At 51.6% G+C, this 20,984-nt stretch carries 16 protein-coding genes; 3 read left to right on the top strand and 13 right to left on the bottom strand.

Translation table 11 applies throughout. The annotated features are described in order from the left end of the window. The 7 genes from B5F07_RS19175 to B5F07_RS19145 all read right to left on the bottom strand — a co-directional run bounded on the left by B5F07_RS19175 (position 1) and on the right by B5F07_RS19145 (position 12,947). Positions 1-2,247, bottom strand: coding sequence for an ATP-dependent helicase (locus B5F07_RS19175; RefSeq protein WP_242972598.1), 2,247 nt, complete (start codon positions 2,245-2,247; stop codon positions 1-3). Further along, complete coding sequence (locus B5F07_RS19170; protein ID WP_087162816.1) at positions 2,237-4,900, bottom strand: DEAD/DEAH box helicase; 2,664 nt, start codon at positions 4,898-4,900, stop codon at positions 2,237-2,239. Before B5F07_RS19170 ends, B5F07_RS19175 begins: the two co-directional genes overlap by 11 nt. A gap of 39 nt (positions 4,901-4,939) precedes the next feature. Next, on the bottom strand, positions 4,940-5,803 hold the full coding sequence (locus B5F07_RS19165) for a YaaA family protein (RefSeq protein WP_087162837.1): 864 nt from the start codon (positions 5,801-5,803) through the stop codon (positions 4,940-4,942). A gap of 41 nt (positions 5,804-5,844) precedes the next feature. Then, positions 5,845-9,090: a UvrD-helicase domain-containing protein gene (locus tag B5F07_RS19160; protein WP_087162836.1), complete on the bottom strand. Its 3,246-nt coding sequence runs from the start codon at positions 9,088-9,090 to the stop codon at positions 5,845-5,847. Positions 9,091-9,314: 224 nt separating this feature from the next. Continuing rightward, a complete protein-coding gene (locus B5F07_RS19155) occupies positions 9,315-10,541 on the bottom strand; it encodes an ATP-binding protein (protein WP_087162815.1) in 1,227 nt (408 codons plus the stop codon). A 188-nt stretch (positions 10,542-10,729) separates the two neighbouring features. Continuing rightward, a complete protein-coding gene (locus tag B5F07_RS19150; protein WP_087162814.1) occupies positions 10,730-11,866 on the bottom strand; it encodes a 5-methyltetrahydropteroyltriglutamate--homocysteine S-methyltransferase in 1,137 nt (378 codons plus the stop codon). A 163-nt stretch (positions 11,867-12,029) separates the two neighbouring features. Then, positions 12,030-12,947: a LysR family transcriptional regulator gene (locus B5F07_RS19145; RefSeq protein ID WP_087162813.1), complete on the bottom strand. Its 918-nt coding sequence runs from the start codon at positions 12,945-12,947 to the stop codon at positions 12,030-12,032. Between the two features lie 90 nt (positions 12,948-13,037). Here B5F07_RS19145 and B5F07_RS19140 point away from each other — a divergent pair, with 90 nt between their 5' ends. After that, positions 13,038-13,562 (top strand): superoxide dismutase, encoded by a 525-nt coding sequence (locus tag B5F07_RS19140; protein WP_087162812.1) that lies wholly within the window; start codon positions 13,038-13,040, stop codon positions 13,560-13,562. Here B5F07_RS19140 and mgrA read toward each other — a convergent pair. The 5 genes from mgrA to B5F07_RS19115 form a co-directional block, all read right to left on the bottom strand. Continuing rightward, positions 13,559-14,542, bottom strand: coding sequence for an L-glyceraldehyde 3-phosphate reductase (gene mgrA / locus B5F07_RS19135; RefSeq protein WP_087162835.1), 984 nt, complete (start codon positions 14,540-14,542; stop codon positions 13,559-13,561). The genes B5F07_RS19140 and mgrA overlap by 4 nt on opposite strands. Before the next feature lie 155 nt (positions 14,543-14,697). Beyond that, positions 14,698-15,567, bottom strand: coding sequence for an HAD family hydrolase (locus B5F07_RS19130; RefSeq protein ID WP_087162811.1), 870 nt, complete (start codon positions 15,565-15,567; stop codon positions 14,698-14,700). Between the two features lie 65 nt (positions 15,568-15,632). After that, positions 15,633-16,016, bottom strand: coding sequence for an MGMT family protein (locus B5F07_RS19125; RefSeq protein WP_087162810.1), 384 nt, complete (start codon positions 16,014-16,016; stop codon positions 15,633-15,635). Positions 16,017-16,028: 12 nt separating this feature from the next. Continuing rightward, positions 16,029-17,075, bottom strand: a complete 1,047-nt coding sequence (locus B5F07_RS23450) for a GNAT family N-acetyltransferase (protein WP_330397896.1) — start codon at positions 17,073-17,075, stop codon at positions 16,029-16,031. 14 nt (positions 17,076-17,089) lie between these two features. Further along, positions 17,090-18,007, bottom strand: coding sequence for an alpha/beta fold hydrolase (locus tag B5F07_RS19115; protein ID WP_162613181.1), 918 nt, complete (start codon positions 18,005-18,007; stop codon positions 17,090-17,092). A gap of 159 nt (positions 18,008-18,166) precedes the next feature. On the opposite strand from B5F07_RS19115, the gene B5F07_RS19110 reads away from it, so the two are divergent. Then, positions 18,167-19,045, top strand: a complete 879-nt coding sequence (locus B5F07_RS19110; RefSeq protein ID WP_087162808.1) for a DegV family protein — start codon at positions 18,167-18,169, stop codon at positions 19,043-19,045. Positions 19,046-19,129: 84 nt separating this feature from the next. Then, positions 19,130-20,218 carry a pyridoxal phosphate-dependent aminotransferase gene (locus tag B5F07_RS19105; protein WP_087162807.1) on the top strand — a complete coding sequence of 363 codons (1,089 nt, stop codon included), beginning with the start codon at positions 19,130-19,132 and terminating at the stop codon, positions 20,216-20,218. 92 nt (positions 20,219-20,310) lie between these two features. On the opposite strand, the gene B5F07_RS22705 is transcribed toward B5F07_RS19105, so the two are convergent. Continuing rightward, positions 20,311-20,984, bottom strand: a 674-nt coding sequence (locus B5F07_RS22705; protein ID WP_087162806.1) for a hypothetical protein, incomplete at its 5' end; no start/stop codon positions are given.

Genomic DNA, 20,984 nt, shown 5'->3' with positions numbered 1-20,984 from the left:
TCACTGTGAATTTCCGATCCGCTCCACCTCGCCGAACGCTTTGAGGAACTGCTTTCTGCCGTAGCCCGGGAATTCCGCCTCGATCATCATTTCATCCTCGGATACAAGCACCCCTTCCCCGTACTTCCGATGACGTACCCGGACAGGGGTTTTTTCTTTCTCCTGGCGCTGCTTTTCCTCCCGGTTCATCTGCACCTTCCGGGCAAGATGCTTCAGATTGGCTGTTTTTTCTTCCTCGCTTCTTACGTTCTCCCATACAAGCAGATTCCGGGGGATCATTTTCAGATAGCGGCTGTACTCCGGGGATACGCCCGGTTCCGCAGGGTTGGTATACCAGGAAAGTTCCAGCCTGTTTTTCGCCCGCGTGATCCCCACGAAGAACAGACGCCGCTCCTCCTCTTCCTGCTCAAAACTTTTGCAGCGCAGGGGGATTAAGCCCTGGTTCATGCCGATGAGAAATACTTTGTCGAACTCCAGCCCCTTGGAGGCGTGCAGCGTCATGAGCTTCACCCTGCCGGAATCCGTAACCTTCATGTGCTCTGCCGCCTCTGTATCTGCGGATTCTTCCGGCTCCGCCTCCCCAGCATCCATCTTCATGCCGTACAGGGCGGAGCTGTTAATAAACTCCCGCACCGCATCCGGAAAGGACATCCGGCTTTGTTCCGTGCCCGATTCAGGGACGGGATCGCCGCAGGCTCTGCACACTCTTTCGAGAAAACGCACCGCCAGTCCTGCATTTTCCTCATAATCCGCCGCAGTGGGATGCAGCTCTGTCTGCAGGTCAAAATACCGGAACAGCGCGTTCCCGTCGGGTACGCCCCCGTTTTCCGCATCTGTCCGCGCCCCGGAAAACTTCTCCTGAAACTCTGCCATTCTGCGGTAAAGACCTGACGCCTCCTTCTTCGTTTCCCGGAGCACCGTCTGCGCCTTTTTCCTCGTATATTTTTCGCCGAACCGGGCATCTGTCAGAACATGAATCCCGGTCTGTTCATCGGCGGGATTCACGGAAAACCGCAGTACTTTCACAAGCCAGTCCAGGACGGGAATCTCTTTGAGCGTCTTTTTTACAGACAGTTCATAGGGAATGTTCTTCCGGTCAAATACCTTCTGCAGGATCTCCGCCTGGCTCTGGAGACGGTAGAGCACGGCGATATCCCCGTAATCCGCCTTTCCGCCTTCCTCACCGCCCGCTTCCTGCATCCGCTGTATTTCGTCCGCCAGATACTCCGCCTCCTGAAAGGGATCGTAGTGATTCTTCACCACGATAGGAGTTCCTTCGCTGCGGCATCCCTCAATCCGGCTCCCGAACTGCTGAAAACGGCAGGCTGCCTCAAGAATCGCCCCGCTGGAACGGTAATTGACCGGGAGGGACATCTCTTTTGCCCCGAACCGGTGCTTGAGCAGAAAGAACATATTGTCGCCCGTCCCCCTCCAACTGTAGATCACCTGGTTGGGGTCCCCCACGGCGAACAGCTTCGTCTCCGGGCCTTTCAGCGCTTCCAGAAAATCCATCTGCAGGCTGTCGCTGTCCTGCACCTCATCCACGATAATCCACTCCGGTATTACCGCTCCTTTCTCCCCTTGCTCTCGCTCTCCGTATTCCACATCTGCCTCTTTCTGTTCCCTCAGAAGCCGGATGCTCACCCGGAGAAGATCGGAAAATGTCATTTTATCCTGGTTTTTCTTTTCTGTCTCCAACAGCGGATAAAGGGCGAAGAGATCATCCTTGTAGCGGCTCTCCACGTTTCCCGCAAGATAAAACCTGAATTCCTGCTCCAGGCGTTTTTTCAGGCGGTTCTTATATTTCACCTTCAGTCCGTTTTCCGCGATGATATCCAGCGCCAGATCTGTCTCTTCATCCGGATCCATAACGGTGAAATTCTTCGTCCACCCTGCTTCTTCCACAGGCAGCCTCTCTTTTAACAGCCGCAGCGCCACGCTGTGAAACGTGCCGAACCCGCGCAGCTCTTCCGCTGTAAGCTCCGGCTCCTTTGCGCACAGGCGTCCGGCGATCTCTCCTGCCGCTTTGTTGGTAAATGTCAGCACTGCCATGTGCTCCAGCGGAATCTGCTTTTCCCCGTGAAGGTACAGGATCTTTGCCGTCAGCACCGTGGTCTTTCCGCTGCCCACGCAGGCGTTGACCACGCAGGCGGGGCTTTCATCCAGAACCGCCTCCCACTGATATGGGTTCAGATGCTCCCACTCCTTCTGAAAATCTGTCATCTTCTCTTCATTTTCAATCATCATTCCTGCCCTCATACCTGCGCCGCAGTTTTCCCCGGATCTGCTCTGCTTTTTCCCGGTCTTCCCTCACGCGCACTTTGATCCGCATGTCCGCCGGACAGACCGCGTGATAGCGGAGGGTATTTTCCAGACCTTTCTGATTGTCCGGTTCCATGATCCACTGTTCGTAAAAGGCATTTTCCACCGTCAGGATCAGAGTATGCCCTTCCACCTCCGCCTGCTCCACGGTCTTTAAAAATGCGCCGCCGCTCTCCCCGGAAGCAATCACGCTCTCGCAGAAGCTCTCCCACTGCTCAGGGAGGCGGAAGAAGGAATATTCCTTGTGAATCACCGGGCGTTCCTGGGCCACGTATTTGCGGGCGTAATCCGGAGCTTTTGTCTCTTCCAGAAGATTTTCCAGTCCCCACAGCACCATCTTCTTGTCCAGATAGTAATCCCCCACACAGGCAGGACAGCCGTCCTCGCAGGGGCATCCCTTCACCATCCGCACCGCATGTTCAATGACCTGGGGAACCAGATCGTATATCTTTTCCGAATAACCCAGTCCGCCCTCATATTTGTCATAGATATAGAGCGAAACATTCTGCCCGGCACTCTCATCCGGGATCAGCGCATTGTTGGAGATCACCGCATCGATATCGTCCCGCTCCGTCATCGTCACCATCATCGCCGCATTTTTCAGAGCGTATGCCATGCCCTCAAAATGGTCGTTCAGAACAAGTTCCCCGCTCTTATTCGGCACAAGCAGGCTGCGGTAGGTTTTCACTACATTTTCCGGGATCTCCATCCAGGTGCTCTCCGTGTCGTAGTCCTTCTGAAGGGGTGTGGCGAGCTCCACATAGCCCAGATTCTGATGGTTGTGGAACTGCAGTTTCCTGAACATGGTGATCACTTCATTTACATTGATATCCCCGAAATGAATCCGGGTCCGCCTGTAGTCCTCCTCCCGGATGGTCTGGATAATCCGCGTCTCTTCCCTTCCCGCAGGCACGGTGTAGTAATTTCCCGAAAACGGCTCCGCCTCCGCTGTCCGGCTGACCAGATCCAGTCTGAGCACTTCGTAGAGCACACCGTCATGCATGTAGACCGCGCCCGGATGGAGCTCATGATATGCCTGGGACTCGTCCATCTCCGTGATCTCCCTGCCGCCGCAGAACAGTTTAAAGCGGGTTTTGTCCATATTCCGCAGGTTATAATCCCCTGCCGGAAATGCAGGCCCCGCCCAGGAGAAACGCCCGGACTGGCTTCTGACCTCCTCCGCGTTTAACAGCACCGGAATGACCTCGCCCAGATCCGGAAACAGCGCGATATCATCCAGAGTAAGAGGCATCTCCGCCGCTGCCGCACGGATGTGGGCGAGCTCAATGAGCAGATTGTCCGGGTCCACGATGGCATTCTCGCTCTCTCTGGAGAAAAGCCACTCCGGGTCAATGGCAATGTACTGGTCAAAGGGCTGGTTTTCCAGAATCAGATAGTTCACACACCTCTCCCCGCTGCGCCCGGCACGTCCGGTCTGCTGCCAGAAGGATGCGCGGGTGCCGGGATAGCCCACAAGCACCGTGGTATCCAGGCTTCCGATATCGATTCCCAGCTCCAGGGCATTGGTGGATACCAGACCGGACAGTTCGCCCTCCGCCATCTTCCGCTCGATCTCCCGGCGTTCCAAAGGCGTATATCCGCCCCGGTAGCCCGCGATCCTCTCGCTGCTGCCCCTGCTTAAGAACCCCGCCGCGTCCAGTTTGTCCCGAGCCTCCTTGAGGATGACTTCCACATTTCTCCGGGATCTGCCGAAAGCGATGAAATGATGGTCCTCCTCCACAAGCTGCGGAATCAGGTCCGCCGCCACGGCTGAGGCGGAGATTCTTCCATAGGCCCTGTCATCAGAGCCCCGGATCTCCGGAGGCTGCACGATACAGTACTCCTTTTCCGGCGCGGGGGAACCGTCCTGCTCCGCAAGGGTAAACTTCTCTCCGCAGATCTTCTCCGCCAGTTCCACCGGGTTGGCAATGGTGGCGGAACTGCAGAGGAAGCGGGGAGCGGAATGGTAGTAATTGCAGACCCGCTTCATCCTCCGGAAAATATTCGCCAGATGGGCGCCGAACGCGCCCCGGTAGCTGTGCAGCTCGTCGATCACAACATACTTCAGGTTGGAGAAAATGAAATCAAAGCCGTATCTGCTGTGGTTTGGAAGGAATGCCGCGTTTAACATCTCCGGATTTGTCAGGATGATGTTCGCGCTTCTGCGGATCCTGCTGCGCTCTGCCGGAGGCGTATCCCCGTCGTAGACTCCCGCCGCAATCCGGCCGCCGCCGAAATATTCCAGAACCGGAAGGAGCGCCCGGTACTGGTCGCTTGCCAGTGCCTTTGTGGGATAGATGAAAACCGCCCTCGTCAGCGGATTTTCCAGTACCGCCTGGAGAACAGGCAGAAGGAACCCCAACGTCTTTCCGCTGGCGGTAGATGTGGTGATCACTACATTTTCTCCTCTCTGTGCCCTCTCAAACATCTCCGCCTGATGGCTGTAGAGCCCCCGGATTCCCCGGCTATCCAGATACGCCCGGATATCGCCGCTCAGATGCTCCGGGAATGGGGCATACTGTGCCGGGCGGGCGCTCATTTTCTTCGTGTATATGACAAGATTCTGATCAACTGGCATCTCTGTCTCCTTCTTCTTTGTGCTCTCATTTATCTCCTTCTATTTATCCCCTTCTCTTTCCTCTTTGAGGAAAACATATTCATTCTCCGATGAATATTCTTGGCTGAAGCGGTAGCCCAGACGGTCAAAAGCTTTCATCTCCTCCGGATCCTCCGCCTGCCTCTGCGCCAGGAATCGCACCATCTCGCCCCGCGCCATCTTGGCAAATGTCCCCTTCTGCTTTACTTTTCCATCGGAAAGCTCACCGAACACGCAGGTCAGGAAACGGTCCTCCGGTCCCAGGTAGGCCTCCACGCAGCGGGAATATTCTTTTGAAGCGAGATTGATAATCGTGTTCGTGCGATCTTTTTTGGTTCCATTGTGTCCATTACGTCCGTCATGTCCGTTATGTCCGTCACGCCCGTTATTTTCGTTAAGCGCCGCCCTTTCATCACGGAGCACTTCATCGCAGATCGTTCTTCCCCAGAAAGCATAGAGATCTTTCGCTCCGATTTTACTCTCTCCTTCCGGAATCTTCGCCTGCATCTCAAGCCGGTACGGCGTTACCCCGTCCAGGGGCTTAAGCACGCCGTAGAACCCGGACAGAATCCGCAGATGTTCCTGAATATAGTCCACAGCCTTTTCCTCGAATACCGCCGGCGCCATGTACTGGTACTGGATTCCCTCATAGGAGAGAATGGCAGGGGTCAGGTTCTTCTTAAGATCCATCCGCGCGAAGCGATCAAAATTCTGCTCTGCAATCTTATCGTTGCACTTCCAGACCCGCTTTGCCTCCTCATAGGACAGACTCCGGATCCAGTCCATCAGAATCTCCGTCTTTTCCAGAAATACCGGATAATCCCGAAACTGCAGCAGATCCGGATCATTATTCATCTTCTTTGCCGGTGAAATGATTATCTTCATCTTCATATTTACCTCTGCACTTCTCCTCATTACAGTTCAAATTACAGTTCAAACAGACTCATCTGGTGGAACTCAGTATTCTGCTTTTTCTTCTCTGCCTCTTCCAGAACGACATTTTCTTCCTTTGAGTCATTTAATACATTCTCAAGAAACTCAGACATTTCTCCGGAGGTTGTGATAAGAAGTTCCTCCTTCGCCCTGGTAATTCCCACATAGAACAGGCGGCGTTCCTCTTCCACATCCGACGGGTGTTTCTCGCTCTCATAAGGAATCGAGCCTTTCTCTGCTCCGTAAATAAATACTGCCGGGAACTCCAGTCCTTTTGATCCGTGCAGAGTCATCAGCGTCACGGCCTCTGACGTGTACTTCTTGCCTCCGCACCGTTTCAGGTCGCTCTCCACTCCAAGCAGCAGTGCTTCAAGCATCTCCTTCATGGAAGAATGGAACACGGTCATCCGGGACAGCTTCTCCATCGCCGGATTTCCCTCAAGCTTCATCTCTTTCATCCACTCTTCCAGGACTTTCTGAGGTTTCTTCTTCTCATAAAGCGGACGGAACTTTTCCGCTGTGCTGCGGATGATCTCCTCTGTCACAGTGTTCCACTCCAACTGCCAGAGTTCTTCCGCACAGGATTCGGCCGCTGCAAGATTTTCCGGATCCTCTATATAATGGAAGAAATGGATACTGCCCTGCACCGCAGGATCTTTCAGGAAATCCTCCCTTCCCGCCACAATATAGGGGATTCCCTCTTTTATCAGACATTTTTCCACAAGTTCCGCCTGATGGTGGGTACGGCAGAGCACGGCAATGTCTCCGAATCCCCGGATCTTCCTGCCGTCCTGCTCCCATGCCGCCTGATGGGCTTCCAGCATCCCGATTCCCCCGGCAAGCCGGTTGATCTCTTTTGCGATAAAGATCGCCTCTCCCATCGGGCTTCCCGCATGTACCACCCGCACCGGCACGTTATCCGGACTGTTGGCATGGAGGATTCCTGCACGGGAGATTACCGCTGACGCAGCCGAGAGCACCTGGGGCGTGGAACGGTAGTTTTCTTTGAGTTCAATCAGCTCCAGGTCACAATTATCTTTCTTTAGTCTTTTAAAACATGTCGCATCGGCGCCCCGGAAACCATAGATGGACTGATCCGGATCTCCGATGACGAAAAGCTCTCTGCCCTGCCTGCTCCACAGTTCGATCAGCCGGTACTGGACCGGATTGATATCCTGGAACTCATCCACAAGCAGATAGTGGAACCGCTTTTTCCATCCGGCGGGTACATTTCCGCTTTCTATTTTTTCTATCGTTTTCAGAAGCAGGTCATCAAAATCATACAGACCTCTCTCCTGCTTCGCCGCCTCATAACCCGCATATGCCTGCTCCCACTGCGAATTCTCCGCCGCAGCCGCCAGTTCTGTCTCCTGCATGTTTTCGGTATCCATGCCGGCCTTCCGGCGGGAAACCTGCTCCAGGAACTCCCGCACTTTTTTACGGCTGCTTTCTCCCGTTACTTCTGCCGCCAGTTTTGCAAGCTCCTCTTCTCCTGCCAGAGAGAATACTTCCCCCTGCTGTTTTAAGAAGTCCAGGCAGAGCGCGTGGAATGTCCCGATCTGCATCCGCCGCACTGCCTGCTTCTTCCCGGTTTCCCGGGCGATCCTCTCCCGGAGTTCTCCTGCCGCCTGGTTGGTAAATGTCACCGCTGTGATCTCGGACGGGCTGACTCTTCGGTTCTCCAGAAGATAGCAGAGATGGGATACCAGTGTCTTCGTTTTTCCCGTGCCGGGTCCCGCCTTTACCGCGATCTTCCGCGCGAGGGAACACACTGCCCGGCGCTGCTCCGGATTGAGACCGGACTCCCGCGCAGGCTGCGGAAATTCCTGCGCAGGCTGCGCGGATGCAAGTTCTTTCTCGACTGGCGCTTTCTCTGCTGATGCCTCTGCTCCACCTTCTTCCGCACTGTTTCCGTCTGATTTTTCCCCTTCCGGATGTCTCACATTCTCACCGGAATTTACTCCCAGCATACCGAAGAAATCCATCTGTCCTTCCGTATTGCTCAGCTCGTCTGTGCTGAAAAGGCGGATGATTCCGTACTCTCCGTCGAATCCGGGGATCCGTTCCACTTTTCCCTCCCGGAGCCGTCCGATTCCCTCGGCAATCCGGTTTCCCGATACGCGACGGATATCGTCCAACGGAATATTTCTCAGGATTTCAAACTCCGGGCCCAGTTCGGAGAGCATGTGCATATATTCTTTTTCCACTTTTTTGCTCGCCGCAGAATGTCCCGATGAAGCGCCGATCACCTCAGGCAGCGGAACGAGACTCTCAAAAGCTGCCGCGTCCGGTTTCTGATAGCCTTCCGGGCGGTCCGCCAGTTCCTCCACCCGGTGTGATACTCCGATTGTGATCTTCCGCCCGCAGACCGGGCAGACGCCCTGGTGCTTTATGGTCTCAGACGGCGTCAGACAGATTCCGCATTTCCGGTGACCGTCCATGTGGTACTTGCCCTCCTCCGGGAAGAATTCGATGGTTCCGTACAGCCCCTTCCCGGTCTGGATCGCCCCTGCGAGTCCCTCATAGGACATGGGAATGTCCAGAAGATTCGCCTCCCTTCCCAGTTTTGCCGGGGAGTGGGCGTCCGAGTTGGAGATCAGATGAAAGCGGTCCAGCGCCGAAACTCGCCAGTTCATGGGCGGATCGGAGGAAAGCCCCGTCTCCACCGCATGGATGTACGGCGTCAGATCCTCAAAACATTCCTCCACAGTATCAAACCCGGAAAATGCGCCGAACAGGGAGAAATGGGGCGTCCAGATATGCGCCGGCACGTAGACGGCCTCCGGGCACAGTTCCAGTACGATTTCCAGAAGATCATGGCAGTCCAGTCCCAGGATCGGTCTGCCGTCGGAATGGATATTTCCGATCTGCTCTAATTTCCGCGATATTTTTTCCGCTGCTTCCAGCCCCGGAAGCAGAATCAGACTGTGGACTTTCCTGACCTTTCCGTTTTTCTTATAGATCGAACTGATCTCCCCGGTAACCACAAACCGGGGACGGATTTCTCCCGGAACCCTGTCCCTGTCTATTCTGTATTCATCTTTCAGAACGTAGAGCCCTTCCTCCGCAGGCTCCAGTTTCTCCGCCAGTTCCTCTCTCCACGCCGGGTGGGTAAAATCCCCCGTTCCCACGATGTGGATTCCTTTTCTTGCCGCCCACAGATCCAGATACTCCGGCGTACAGTCTTTACTCGTTGCCCTTGAATACCGGGAATGGATATGTAAATCTGCGATGTACATTCTTTCACCTCTTTCCCGGGAGCCGCTCTGCCGGCAGCAGAAAGCCCCCGTCTCCCCAACATTATATTCCGGCGGGTGCGTGGAAGTCAACGAGGGAACCCGCTCTTTTCATATGTCCGCAAGTTTGAAAAACGGGGGAGGGCGTGACTCATACAATTACTCATACGATTCACGCCCTCCCCCTGTTCAGGAGTATCTGTTTTCAGGCATTTCCTTTCTGCTCTTTATATCAGATTGCAGGGAATAAAACAGTTTTTCTGATCGATCGGTATCACTTCATCGCACATGCAGACAATTCCGCCGCTGCCACGCTCTAAAGTTGTCTTATCAAGTACCTCATATTTTTTAACTTCTCTCCGGTCAGGATTTGCCGATTTTTTGATTTCCAGTGGATGAACCAATCCATTTTCTTCTACAATCACATCTATTTCTTTTGAATTAGAATCCCTGTAATATGTCAAATTTGCTTTATCTGCTGAGTAGGAAAAACTTTTCAAAAGCTCGATCACAACATAGTTTTCAAAGTAGTGCCCATTTGCAGCGCCATTCATCAGGGTATCTCTGGTTAGCCACATAGACAGATAGGCACACAATCCTGTATCGCAGAAATACAGCTTTGGTGTTTTTGTCAATCGTTTCAATTCGTTATTGGCAAAGGGTGGCAGAAGGTAAATAATGCCCAGTCCCTGTAAGATCCGCAGCCACTCCTTCGCCGTAGGCTGAGAAATTTCGGCTGCCTCCGCCAGAGTTTTGTAATTTACCTGCTCGGCCGTTAAGGCAGCACAGGCATTCAGGAATTTGCGAAAACGTACAGAATCGGTAATGCCGCCTTCTTCCGTCACATCCCGCATCAGATAAGTCTCAATATAAGAATTGAAATATTCCTGCCTCTGCTCGGCATCTGCTCTTAAAGCATCAGGCATCCCGCCTCGCCAGATATGTTCAAACACATCTATAATATCATTTTTCTTTGCTATTTTCTGCCGTTCCAAAAGGCACTGCAGAGAGAAATCCAGTTTATTTGTAAAAACTTCTCCGTCTACTTCATTTTTGGAGAAACTGTATAGTTCCAGAATCCCAATTCTTCCTGCCAGCGTATCACGGATATTTTTCATCATCTTATACTGCTGAGAACCAGTCAGCCAGAATAATCCTCTTTCTTCAGATTCATCACACATGATCTTAATCTGTTCAAACAGCTCCGGAGCTTTCTGTATTTCGTCAATGATGATAGGCGGTTTGTAAGTCTGAAAGAACAATACCGGATCCGTTTGGGCCAGGATCCTCGCCATTGCATTATCCATGGAAATATAAGTACGATTTTGTCCTTCGGCCAAATGTTTCAGCATGGTAGTTTTTCCGACCTGCCGTGCCCCCGTTACAAGTACCGCTTTGAAAAAGGAACTCATGCGCAAAAACTTTCGTTCCAATGCTCGCTCAATATATGTCATAGCGCGGCCTCCTTTTATGAAAATATAAAGTTTATTTTATTTTATCCTAAATTTTCATCCTTGTCAATTACAGTGAAGCACATTGAAACTGCATTTTGCTCCTTATCTGTTTTCAGGTTGCCCGCGCGCCAAAATATTTATTCAAGACAATCCGCATATCCGAATCAGAAACAAATACCTCCCGTTCTTTATCTTCCCCAGACTTCCCGGGCGATCTCTCCCACCAGAGCGATCTTCTTCCACTGTTCCTCTTCGGTAAGCTTATTCCCGATTTCACAGGAGGCAAATCCGCACTGGGGGCTTAAGCACAGCCTGTCAAGCGGAATATATTCTGCCGCCTCATGGATACGGCGGATCACTTCTTCTTTGTCCTCCAGTTCCGGAGACTTTGTCGTGATCAGTCCCAGCACCACCATCTTGCCGTCGGACACTTCCTTTAAGGGCTCAAATCCGCCGGAACGCTCATCGTCGTATTCCAGATAATAGGCATTTACATTTTCACGGGCAAAGAGATATTCTGCCACCCGGTCATAAGCGCCGCTGCTCGCCCATGTGGAGTGGAAATTTCCGCGGCAAACATGGGTATTGATCACCAGATCCTCCGGTTTTCCTTCGATGGCAAGGTTGTTAATCTCCAGAAGCTGCTCCATCACGCGGTCAAGCCCTGCCTCGTCCGTGTCGAAAATCCTGCAGGCATTGGGATCCACACACATTCCCCAGGAGCAGTCATCAAACTGGAGATTTCTGCATCCCGCATCATACAGGTCACGAATTACTTTCTTATATCCCTCTGCAATGTCGTGCACAAGTTCATCGATATCATCATAATACTTTTTCGTATTCTCAATCAGTCCCGGCAGGATCATCTGCTCCAGGAACTGCGCCGGAGCCGGAATCGTCTGTTTCGCCACAGTATTCTCATCTTCCAGGGCCTTCAGGAACCGGAAATGTTCCACAAAAGGATGTTCCCCGGAAAGGGATACTTTCCCCGTCAGGTATGTATCGTCAATCATCGCCGCCTCCCCGTGAAACGGAAGCCCTGTTTTGGTGGCGCTGTGTCCCACGCCGTCAAATCCCCACATAAAGTCCAGATGCCAGGTGGCACGCCGGAACTCTCCGTCCGTAATCACCGGAAGCCCTGCCTTTTTCTGCTTTTCCACCAGCTCGCGGATTGCTCTGTCCTCCGTCTGCCGCAGCGCCTCCCGGTCAATCTTTCCCGCTTCGTACTCCTCTCTCGCCTTCCTCAGATAATCCGGACGAAGAAAACTTCCCACTATATCAAACCGAAACGGTGTCTGTGTTCTTTCTGTAAATGCTGTACTCATAATGATATTCCTCCTTCTGCAAAGTTCTGCTGTAATGCATGACGGTATTGTATCACAGGGTTCAGCCATATGCTAATATAGAAATTTGATATCCTGATATAGTTTCAAACTATATCCCATTTATATTCTTTCCTTTCCCGCTTCCTTTTCGCCCCCGTTTCCTTTACTTCCCCGCTTCCGGCGCCTGAATATACTCCCGCAGATGATCCAGATACCGCTCTGCCATCCTGCCGGGAGGGGTCTCGATTGTATGGATATACCCGATCTCCATAATCTCGTCACTTTCCAGCGGAACCGAGACGATATCCGTACCGTTCAGATCGCTGCTCAGTATCCCGGAAGAGATCGTATAGCCGTCAAGACCGATCAGCAGGTTAAAAAGCGTGGCACGGTCAGAGACTATGATATTCTTCGGGCTTTCCATTGTGCTGTGAAGCTCTTCAGAAAAATAGAAAGAGTTATGGATTCCCTGTTCATAGGTAAGACGCGGATACGCCTTAAGCTCCTCAAGGGTAACACGCTCTTTATCCGCCAGAGGGTTTCTCCTGCTGACAAACACATGGGGCTGCGCCGTAAAAAGAGGTTCGAAATGCAGTTCGTCATTCTGGAGAATCCGCAGCATCACTTCCCGGTTAAATTTACTCAGAAAGAGAATGCCAAGCTCGCTCCTTCTGGTGCGCACATCTTCAATAATATCATACGTCCGCGACTCCCGCAGGGAAAATTCATACTTTTCCCGTCCATATTCTTTTACCAAAGCAACGAATGCATTTACAACAAATGCGTAATGCTGGGCGGAAATCGCAAACACCTGCTTTACCGGTTCATTTTCTTTATATCTCTGCTCCAGAAGATCTGCCTGTTCTACGACCTGGCGGGCATATGCAAGGAACTGCCTCCCCTCCTCGGAAAGCCAGACTCCCCTGTTATTCCTGCAGAAAATGGTAATCCCCATCTCTTTTTCCAGGTCTGACACAGCTTTCGACAGACTGGGCTGCGTGATAAAAAGTTTCTGAGCCGCCATACTGATGGAACCGGACTGCGCCACCTGAATAATATATCTCAACTGTTGTAATGTCATTTCTGTCACCCTTTTTCTGTCCCGGCATATACTGGTATCGATTTCCCGGTTCCGCCATTTCGGAACTTCAGCTTACCGGAGGCCGTATCATTGAACAGTTACTATCCTTTTGTCAACACACCGCTGCCATATGCTTACAACGCTCTGGAGCCTTTCATCGATGAAAAGACCATGCATCTGCATCACGACCGGCATCTGCAGACGTATATCGATAATCTCAACAAGGTACTGGAAGAGAATCCCGCCCTGCAGCGTTTTTCCCTGGAAGAACTGCTGACCGTCTGGCGCAGACTTCCCTGCCGTCTGCAGAATCCGGTCCGCAACAACGCCGGAGGGGTATTCAGCCACCGCTTCTATTTTAACGGCATGAAGGAACCGGCGGCTCCCTGTTCGGCTCCTGTCCTCTTCCGGGAAATGACCTGCCGGTTCGGAAGTCCGGAAAACTTCAAAGCGCTCTTCAAGGAAGCCGCGCTCTCCGTATTCGGTTCCGGATATGCCTGGCTTGTCCGGGAACACGCCTATTATCTTAAACACTATAACATGCGTGCCGCATATATTGACGCCTGGTTCCATGTTGTAAACTGGAGCCAGGCGGAAAGAAGGTTCTGCGTTTAGATTTCGTCGATTTTTTTCAGTTCTTCCTCGCTGAATTCGATGTTTTGAATCGCTTTCACATTGTCGATAATCTGGGACGGTCTGGAAGCTCCCACAAGGACGCTGGTCACGATTCCGTCTTTGAGTATCCAGCTCAGCGCCATCTCAGCCAGAGTCTGACCTCTTCCTGCCGCGATGCCGTTCAGTTTCCGGATCTGCTGAAGCTTTTCTTCGGTCAGATTATCTGCATGAAGGAATCTGCCGTCTGTCCGGATCCTGCTGTCCTCCGGAATTCCGTTCAGATAGCGGTTCGTCAGGAGCCCCTGTGCCAGCGGGCTGAATGCAATGATCCCCTTGCCGAGTTCTGCTGATGTCTCTTTCAGCCCGTTGTTCTCGATGGTTCTGTCGAAGATGGAATAGCGGTTCTGATTGATAATAAACGGGCAGTGCAGGTCATCCAGAATCGCCGCCGCTTTCTCCAGAGTCGGACCGTCATAGTTGGAAAGTCCTACGTAGAGGGCTTTTCCGGAAGCCACGATCTGTGCAAGTGCTCCCATGGTCTCCTCCAGAGGAGTCTCCGGGTCCATACGGTGATGATAAAAGATATCAACATAATCCAGACCCAGACGCTCCAGGCTCTGGTCCAGGCTGGCGATCAGATATTTTCTGCTTCCCCAGTTTCCATAAGGACCTTCCCACATATCATATCCGGCTTTCGTGCTGATGATCAGCTCGTCCCTGTATCGGCCCAGATCTTCTCTGAGGATCTTTCCGAAATTCTTCTCCGCACTTCCCGGGTCAGGTCCGTAATTATTCGCCAGATCAAAATGAGTAATCCCGTTGTCAAAGGCGGTAAAACAGATCTGCCTCATGTTTTCATACACTCCGGTATCCCCGAAATTGTGCCAGAGTCCCAGTGAAACCGCCGGGAGCTTCAGTCCGCTTTTTCCGCAGCGGTTGTAAATCATCTTTTCATACCTTTTTTCTGATGCTGTATACATATTTTTTTTCCTTTCTTTTCTTCCAGATGTTATAAAACACTGTTCCGCAAACATCCGCGCGGTTGATCCGGTTAATCTGACAAATCCTTGTTTCTTTTAGACAAAACCTTGCTTTATATCCCCGCGCTGTCCGGACCGTCTGCGAAAAGTTCCTGCTATCTCTCCCATAAAATCTGCCGGATTCCTTCCGCCACTCCGTTCTCATCATTAGAAGGAACAATCCGGTCTGCCGCCGCCCTGCAGGCGTCCGATGCATTTTCCACCGCGAATCCGATTTCCGCGAAATGCAGAAGTCCGCAGTCATTATCTCCGTCCCCGAACGCCGCCAGATTTTCCCGCTTCATCCCCAGATATTCCAAAAGGAATGCAGCGCCGTTCTCCTTTCCGGAATCTCTGTGGGAAATCTCCAGAAGCTGGGGCACAGAAGAGGTGATATACACATCCTCCACCTGTTTTTCAAAAGTTTTCCACAATTCCATCTTGAGTTTTTCATCCCCGGTCACAATATCGATGCAGTCCAACTCATTCCTGTGCCCTCTGATAAATCCTCTCATGTCTTCCACCGGGGCGCGGGTCGTCTGTATATAGCCAACCGCATGGGATGACGCGCCGTGTCTGACAGGATCTTCCACATAACTTTTCTGTGCATAGGGTTTCCCGTCAATAAACGCCTCATATGCCACCTTCCGATCTGCAGTCAGCTTCAGAATCTCATCTACAGATCCCGGGGTCATCTTAAACTGCCGCAGACATTTTCCCTGTACAAGGTCATACACCGCCGCGCCGTTTGAAGTGATCGCATAATGTACTCCCTGCAATTCCGTTATCTCCTCCGGGAGGGAGTCCAGCGACCGTCCGCTTGCCGCCACGATCTCAATCCCGGCGTCCGCTGCTGCTTCCAGCATCTCCCGGTTTTCCCGGCTTAAGCTTCCCCGGGTGTTCAGCGTTGTCTTATCCAAATCCAGCGCGATACAGCGAATCCCGGTATTTTTTCCGCAGCCTTTTATCTCATTTTCTCCTGGCATATCTTCCCTCCTGGTAATTATTCCTCCTGTATTCTTTCTCCTGTATTTTTCCTGCCGTAATCTCTCTATATCCCTTCCTGCTCAAATCGTTCCCGAAATTCAAGCGCTTCCCCCATCGTACTTTTCCAGCCGAAACGTTTCAGATCCACCTTCCATCCGTCTTCCGTCCACTCCGTTTCCACACCCTCCCCGTTAAGGAGAATCCGCTGCATATCGTAAGTGTCGAACGCAGCAGCGCCGCTTAAGATTCCCCGGGAATTTATCACCCGGTGGGCCGGAATTTCCTCGCCCAGGCGTCCCCGGTTCAGGGCGTATCCCACCTGGCGCGCATTCTTCGGCTTTCCGCACAGAAGAGCAATCTGACCGTACGTTGCCACTTTCCCGAAGGGGATGGCCAGGCAGACAATTCTTGCGCGCTTATAGAAATTAAATTCTTTCTTTTCTTTCATGCTATTTTTTTCTCAAAACGTCAGGCGCATCTCGTACCAGACAGCCCCTCCATGCTCCGACTGGGATTTTCCTTCATTCACAAAACCGAATCTGCTGTAGAATGGAATCAGACGATCCTTGCACGTAAGCACAAGCCCCTTCTTGCCCTGTCTTCTCACATCTTCGATCACATGTTCCATCAGTCGTGACATATAGCCTTTTCCCTGGTATGCAGGATCTGTCACCACGCCAAAGAGCATCTGCCACTCCCCGTCCTCATCATGTAAATCGGCATTTTCAAACATCTCATCTCTCAAATGCGTTTCGTTCGTCACCATTCCGTTTACCATGCTGACCAGTTTTCCGTCTTCTTCCAGGAGCCAGAAATGCCTCGGGAAAGCCAGAATCCTCTTTTCGAAATCTTCCCGCTTACCTGCTTCTGCAGGCGGAAATCCGGCTTTCTCCAGAGCTTCCACCGCATCCAGATCATCCAGAGACGCATAATGAATTCGGAGTCCGCTGTTCGAGCCTGCCCCGCCGATATACTGTTCTGTAATCTCCATAATCTTCTTCAGGTTGTCCAGATCTCCCCCCACATTTCCCGTCTCCATGGAGTGGTTGGCATTCTCCGTAATATAGAGCGGGAATCCGCCTTTTTCACAGCCCTTTCGGATCACAGAGGTCTCAGCCCAGGAATCCTTTGTCCCGTGGAACACAATCCCCGGCTGTGTCATAAACTGAAAGGAGGCTGCCACCGGGGTATAATAAATATTTCTCGTGCGGAGCTGATGTTTCTGTGCATAGGCGGAAGCCACCGCCGTCCCCACGCTCTTCGAGATAAAGAGCAGATCATCGCAGGATTCCAGTTCCGCACCTTTAAGAATCTCCTCCGCCTGAGCCAGGGCACTGAAAAAGGCTGCCTCCATCTTTTCTTTTGATCCTTTCACCCCTTTCGGAAAATTTCCGTAGGGAACTTCGACCACTTCATATCCGTAATTTGCTGCGATCTTTTTACTGTAATAGAGAAGCGGCTTGTCTGTATGATAGCCGACTCCCGGAAATATAACTGCTTTCTTCATAAAAATCACTCCATTTATCTGTTTTTTATCTGTTCTTTTAAGAATTTCTCCATGATCCCGTACACCTGACGCCTGCACCCGTCATGCAGAATATCATGCCGGTACTGAGGGATCATGTGAAGCTCTGCGGGGATCCCCAGCTTCCGGTACTTTTCAAAGAGCTTTGTCACACCTTTGCCGAAATCTCCCACCGGATCCTCCTCCCCGGACACGAACAGAACCGGCACGTCCCTGGGCAGCTTTTTCAGATTCTCATTCACATACGCCATACCGGACAGGAACTGTTCAAAAAAGCGGCAGCTCATATCTCTGCCGATCCGCTCATCCTCCTCATAGGAGCGGAGGCACTCCTCATCCCTGTACAGCCAGTCAAACTCACTTTTATTGGGCTTAAAGCGCCGGTTGTAAGTCCCGAATGAGAGCTGATGAATCGCCGGAGACGTCTGGTTCATGCCGGCTTTTTCCCCTTCCTTCTTCACCATCATTTCCGCAATCTTCAACTGAAATGTGGGGATAAATCCGCTTCCCAGGAGCATGACGCCGTCCACGGTGCCGGGGTATTTTTCCTGATGTGTCTGTGCCACAAAGGAGCCCAGAGAGAATCCCAGAATGAAATACGGCACTCCCGGATACTTTCTCGACAGGATCTCCCTGCACGTCTCAAAATCGCTGACTGCATCCTCCCACCGTTCCATATGCATGGGGATCTCACCGGGCACCACCGAACTTCCATGTCCGATAACATCACAGCCCGCCGTCACAAGTCCCATCTCTGCAAAAAATTCCGCAAGTTCATCATATCTGTCAATATATTCTGTCATTCCATGACAAATCTGAACGATTCCGGCAGGCATCCTGTCCGTTCCCCACTCTGCCCCGTGGATCTGTGTCTTTTTATCCGCCGAGGGGAAGGTAAATGTCGTTTTCTTCATGCAAAACTCTCCTGACCTGTTTTCTGTTCTTTTCATTATACTTTATCATACATGAGAAAGCAAAAAAATTATTTATAAACTCCTGCTGTTTTTCCAAAAGCGTGTTATACTATTTTCTGAACCGCAACAACCAGCATCTGTTTTTTTGGAGGGAAATTCATGTCAGCTACAACGAACCGACAGTCAGACGCAAAAATCATCTTAAGCGCCGACAGCACCTGCGACCTCGACTCCGAGTTAAAAGAGCGTTTCCACGTCAACTATTTTCCGCTTCATATTATTCTGGACGGAAAGGACTACAAGGATAATGTAGATATCACGCCGGAAGAAGTATATGAGGAATATTATAAGAAAAAGATTCTCCCAAAAACTTCCGCCGTAAATGTAGAAGAATATATCGAGCATTTCCGTCCCTGGGTGGAACAGGGATATGAAGTGATCCACATCAACCTGGGACACGCTCTCTCAAGTTCCTACCAGAACTGCTGTCTCGCAGCCTCCGAACTGGGACATGTCCATGTGGTGGACAGCTGCAATCTCTCCACCGGCACCGGCCTGCTTGTTGTCGCAGCCGGCAGAATGATCGCGGCGGGCATGGATGCGGAGTCCATCGCGGAAGCGCTCCGCAAAAGGACAGAGAAATGCCACGCAAGTTTTATTCTCGACACACTCACATTCCTGCACGCAGGCGGACGCTGTTCTGCCGTTGCCGCCCTGGGCGCAAATGTCCTGAAACTAAAGCCGTGTATCCAGGTGGACAACCACGACGGCAGTATGGGCGTGGGAAAGAAATACCGTGGCTCCCTGGATAAAGTTCTGGCCAGATATGTGAAAGACGAACTTGCCAGATATGACAATATCAACACGGATCTGCTGTTCATCACCCATTCCGGCATCAGTCAGGACTATATTGATCTGGTACGGAAAACCGTAGATGAGACCATACATTTCAAAGAGATCCATATCACAAAGGCAAGCTGCACGATCTCCTGCCACTGCGGGCCCAACACTCTGGGGATCCTGTTTGAAACAAAATAAGATCTTCCGGCTGAGATAAAGCAAAATCTTCTGGCACGGAATATTCCAGGACTGATAAAATCAGAAAACGAAAGGGGCAGCCATATGAATACACGTCCTGTATTTCACGGAAGCGACATTGAAAAAATCTGTGAATATTATCATTTAAATAAAGAAGATATCGTAAACTTTGCGGCAAACGTCAACCCACTGGGGCTCTCCGAGTCCGTAAAGGCAGCCGCGGCATCCCATCTGGATGTACTCTCCTCCTATCCGGACAGAGAGTATACATCCCTGCGGGAAACGATTTCCGGATACTGCGGGATCCCGGCAGATTTTGTTCTCCCCGGCAACGGCTCCAGTGAACTGATCTCACTGCTGATCGAGACACGCGCGCCAAAGAAAACTCTGATTCTGGGGCCCACCTACTCCGAGTACTCCCGGGAGCTTGCCCTCTCCGGCAGTTCCCAGGACTATTATCATCTCAGGGAAAGTGATGATTTTGTTCTGGACATCCCGGACCTGTGCCGCACTCTGGAAAACGGCTATGATTTTCTCATTTTATGCAACCCGAACAATCCCACATCCTCGGCTGTCCTAACCGGCGGCATGGAAGCGCTCCTCGCCTTCTGCCGTGCACATGACATTTTCGTGATGATTGATGAGACCTATGTGGAATTCGCTCCGGTTGTCTCCAATGTCACAGCCGTGCCCTTTACCAGACGGTATCACAATCTCATGATTCTCCGGGGCGTCTCGAAATTTTTCGCTGCTCCTGGCATGCGCCTCGGATACGGAATCACCGGAAACAAAGATTTTCTCGAAAAGATGCGTGAGAAACAGATTCCCTGGTCGCTGAACAGTCTCGGCGCCTACGCCGGAGAGCTGATGTTCCAGGATCTGGAATACATCGCAGAGACACGCGCGCTCATTCTCTCCGAACGTGAAAGGATCTGCCGGGAACTGGAAGATACGGAAACTTTTAAAGTATATTCTCCTTACGCGAACTTCCTGCTTCTTAAAATCCGGAAGCCCGGGCTTACCTCTGCAGACGTCTTTGACAGCTGCATCCAAAACGGTATGATGATCCGGGACTGCTCATCCTTCCAGTGCCTCGAAGGAGAGTACATCCGCTTCTGTATCATGAAACAGGAGGATAACACAAGGCTGCTTGAAATATTGAAGACATTCTAAGAGAATTGAGAATGCCCTGCAAAAATTAAAAACGCTCTGAGGGGGCTGCCGCATGGCAGCCCCCTCAGCCGTGTCGGATCCCCCACCTGCTGTTACTTCTCCGTCTCTTCCATCTTTTCAATCTGGTGTCGAATCATGTCTTCCGTTTCCTCGAGTGCATCCGCAATTTCGGTAATTGATTTTCCTTTTGCGAGTTTTTTGCGGATCTGCTCCTGGAGGAGCTGTTCTCTTCCATCCTCAACTCCATCCTCCCAGGCGGCTTCCCGTTCCTGCCTCATATGTTTTTCCTGATCATATTCATAAATACTCATTTTCTTCGCCTCCGCGCGGTTCTTTTCCAGAAACTCCTTCAGGATCCCCTCCCGGATACATTCGCTGATCGCCCGCTCTACGGCGTCTGCAAGCGGCATCCGGGCGGCGTATTGACGCACCCGTGCCGTGTACTGGGCATATTCCCGGAGCGTTTTGCACGCCTGCATGAGTGTTTCATTATGCCCCAGATTTACATTGAGCATGACGGCTTCGAGTTCCAGTTTGTACTCCTTTTCTTCTACAGTATAGAGATCAGAAAGCCGTAAGATCCTCTGGTCCGGCTGTTCGTCTGTGCCGTTATAGAAGATAATGAACTGGGGTGGTGGAATCAGTACTTTCTTCGTCCCATAGAGATTATCGTTCTTAGTCATATCCGAATACAGATCGGAGAGATAAAGAAGAAATCTCAGAGGAAGGTTCGGGCTGTATGTGGACTGATGCTCATACAGGGACA

It is taken from the genome of Lachnoclostridium sp. An169 (assembly GCF_002160525.1).
GTDB classification, from domain to species: Bacteria; Bacillota; Clostridia; order Lachnospirales; family Lachnospiraceae; genus Mediterraneibacter; species Mediterraneibacter cottocaccae.
This window is presented reverse-complemented; position numbering and strand designations above follow the sequence as displayed.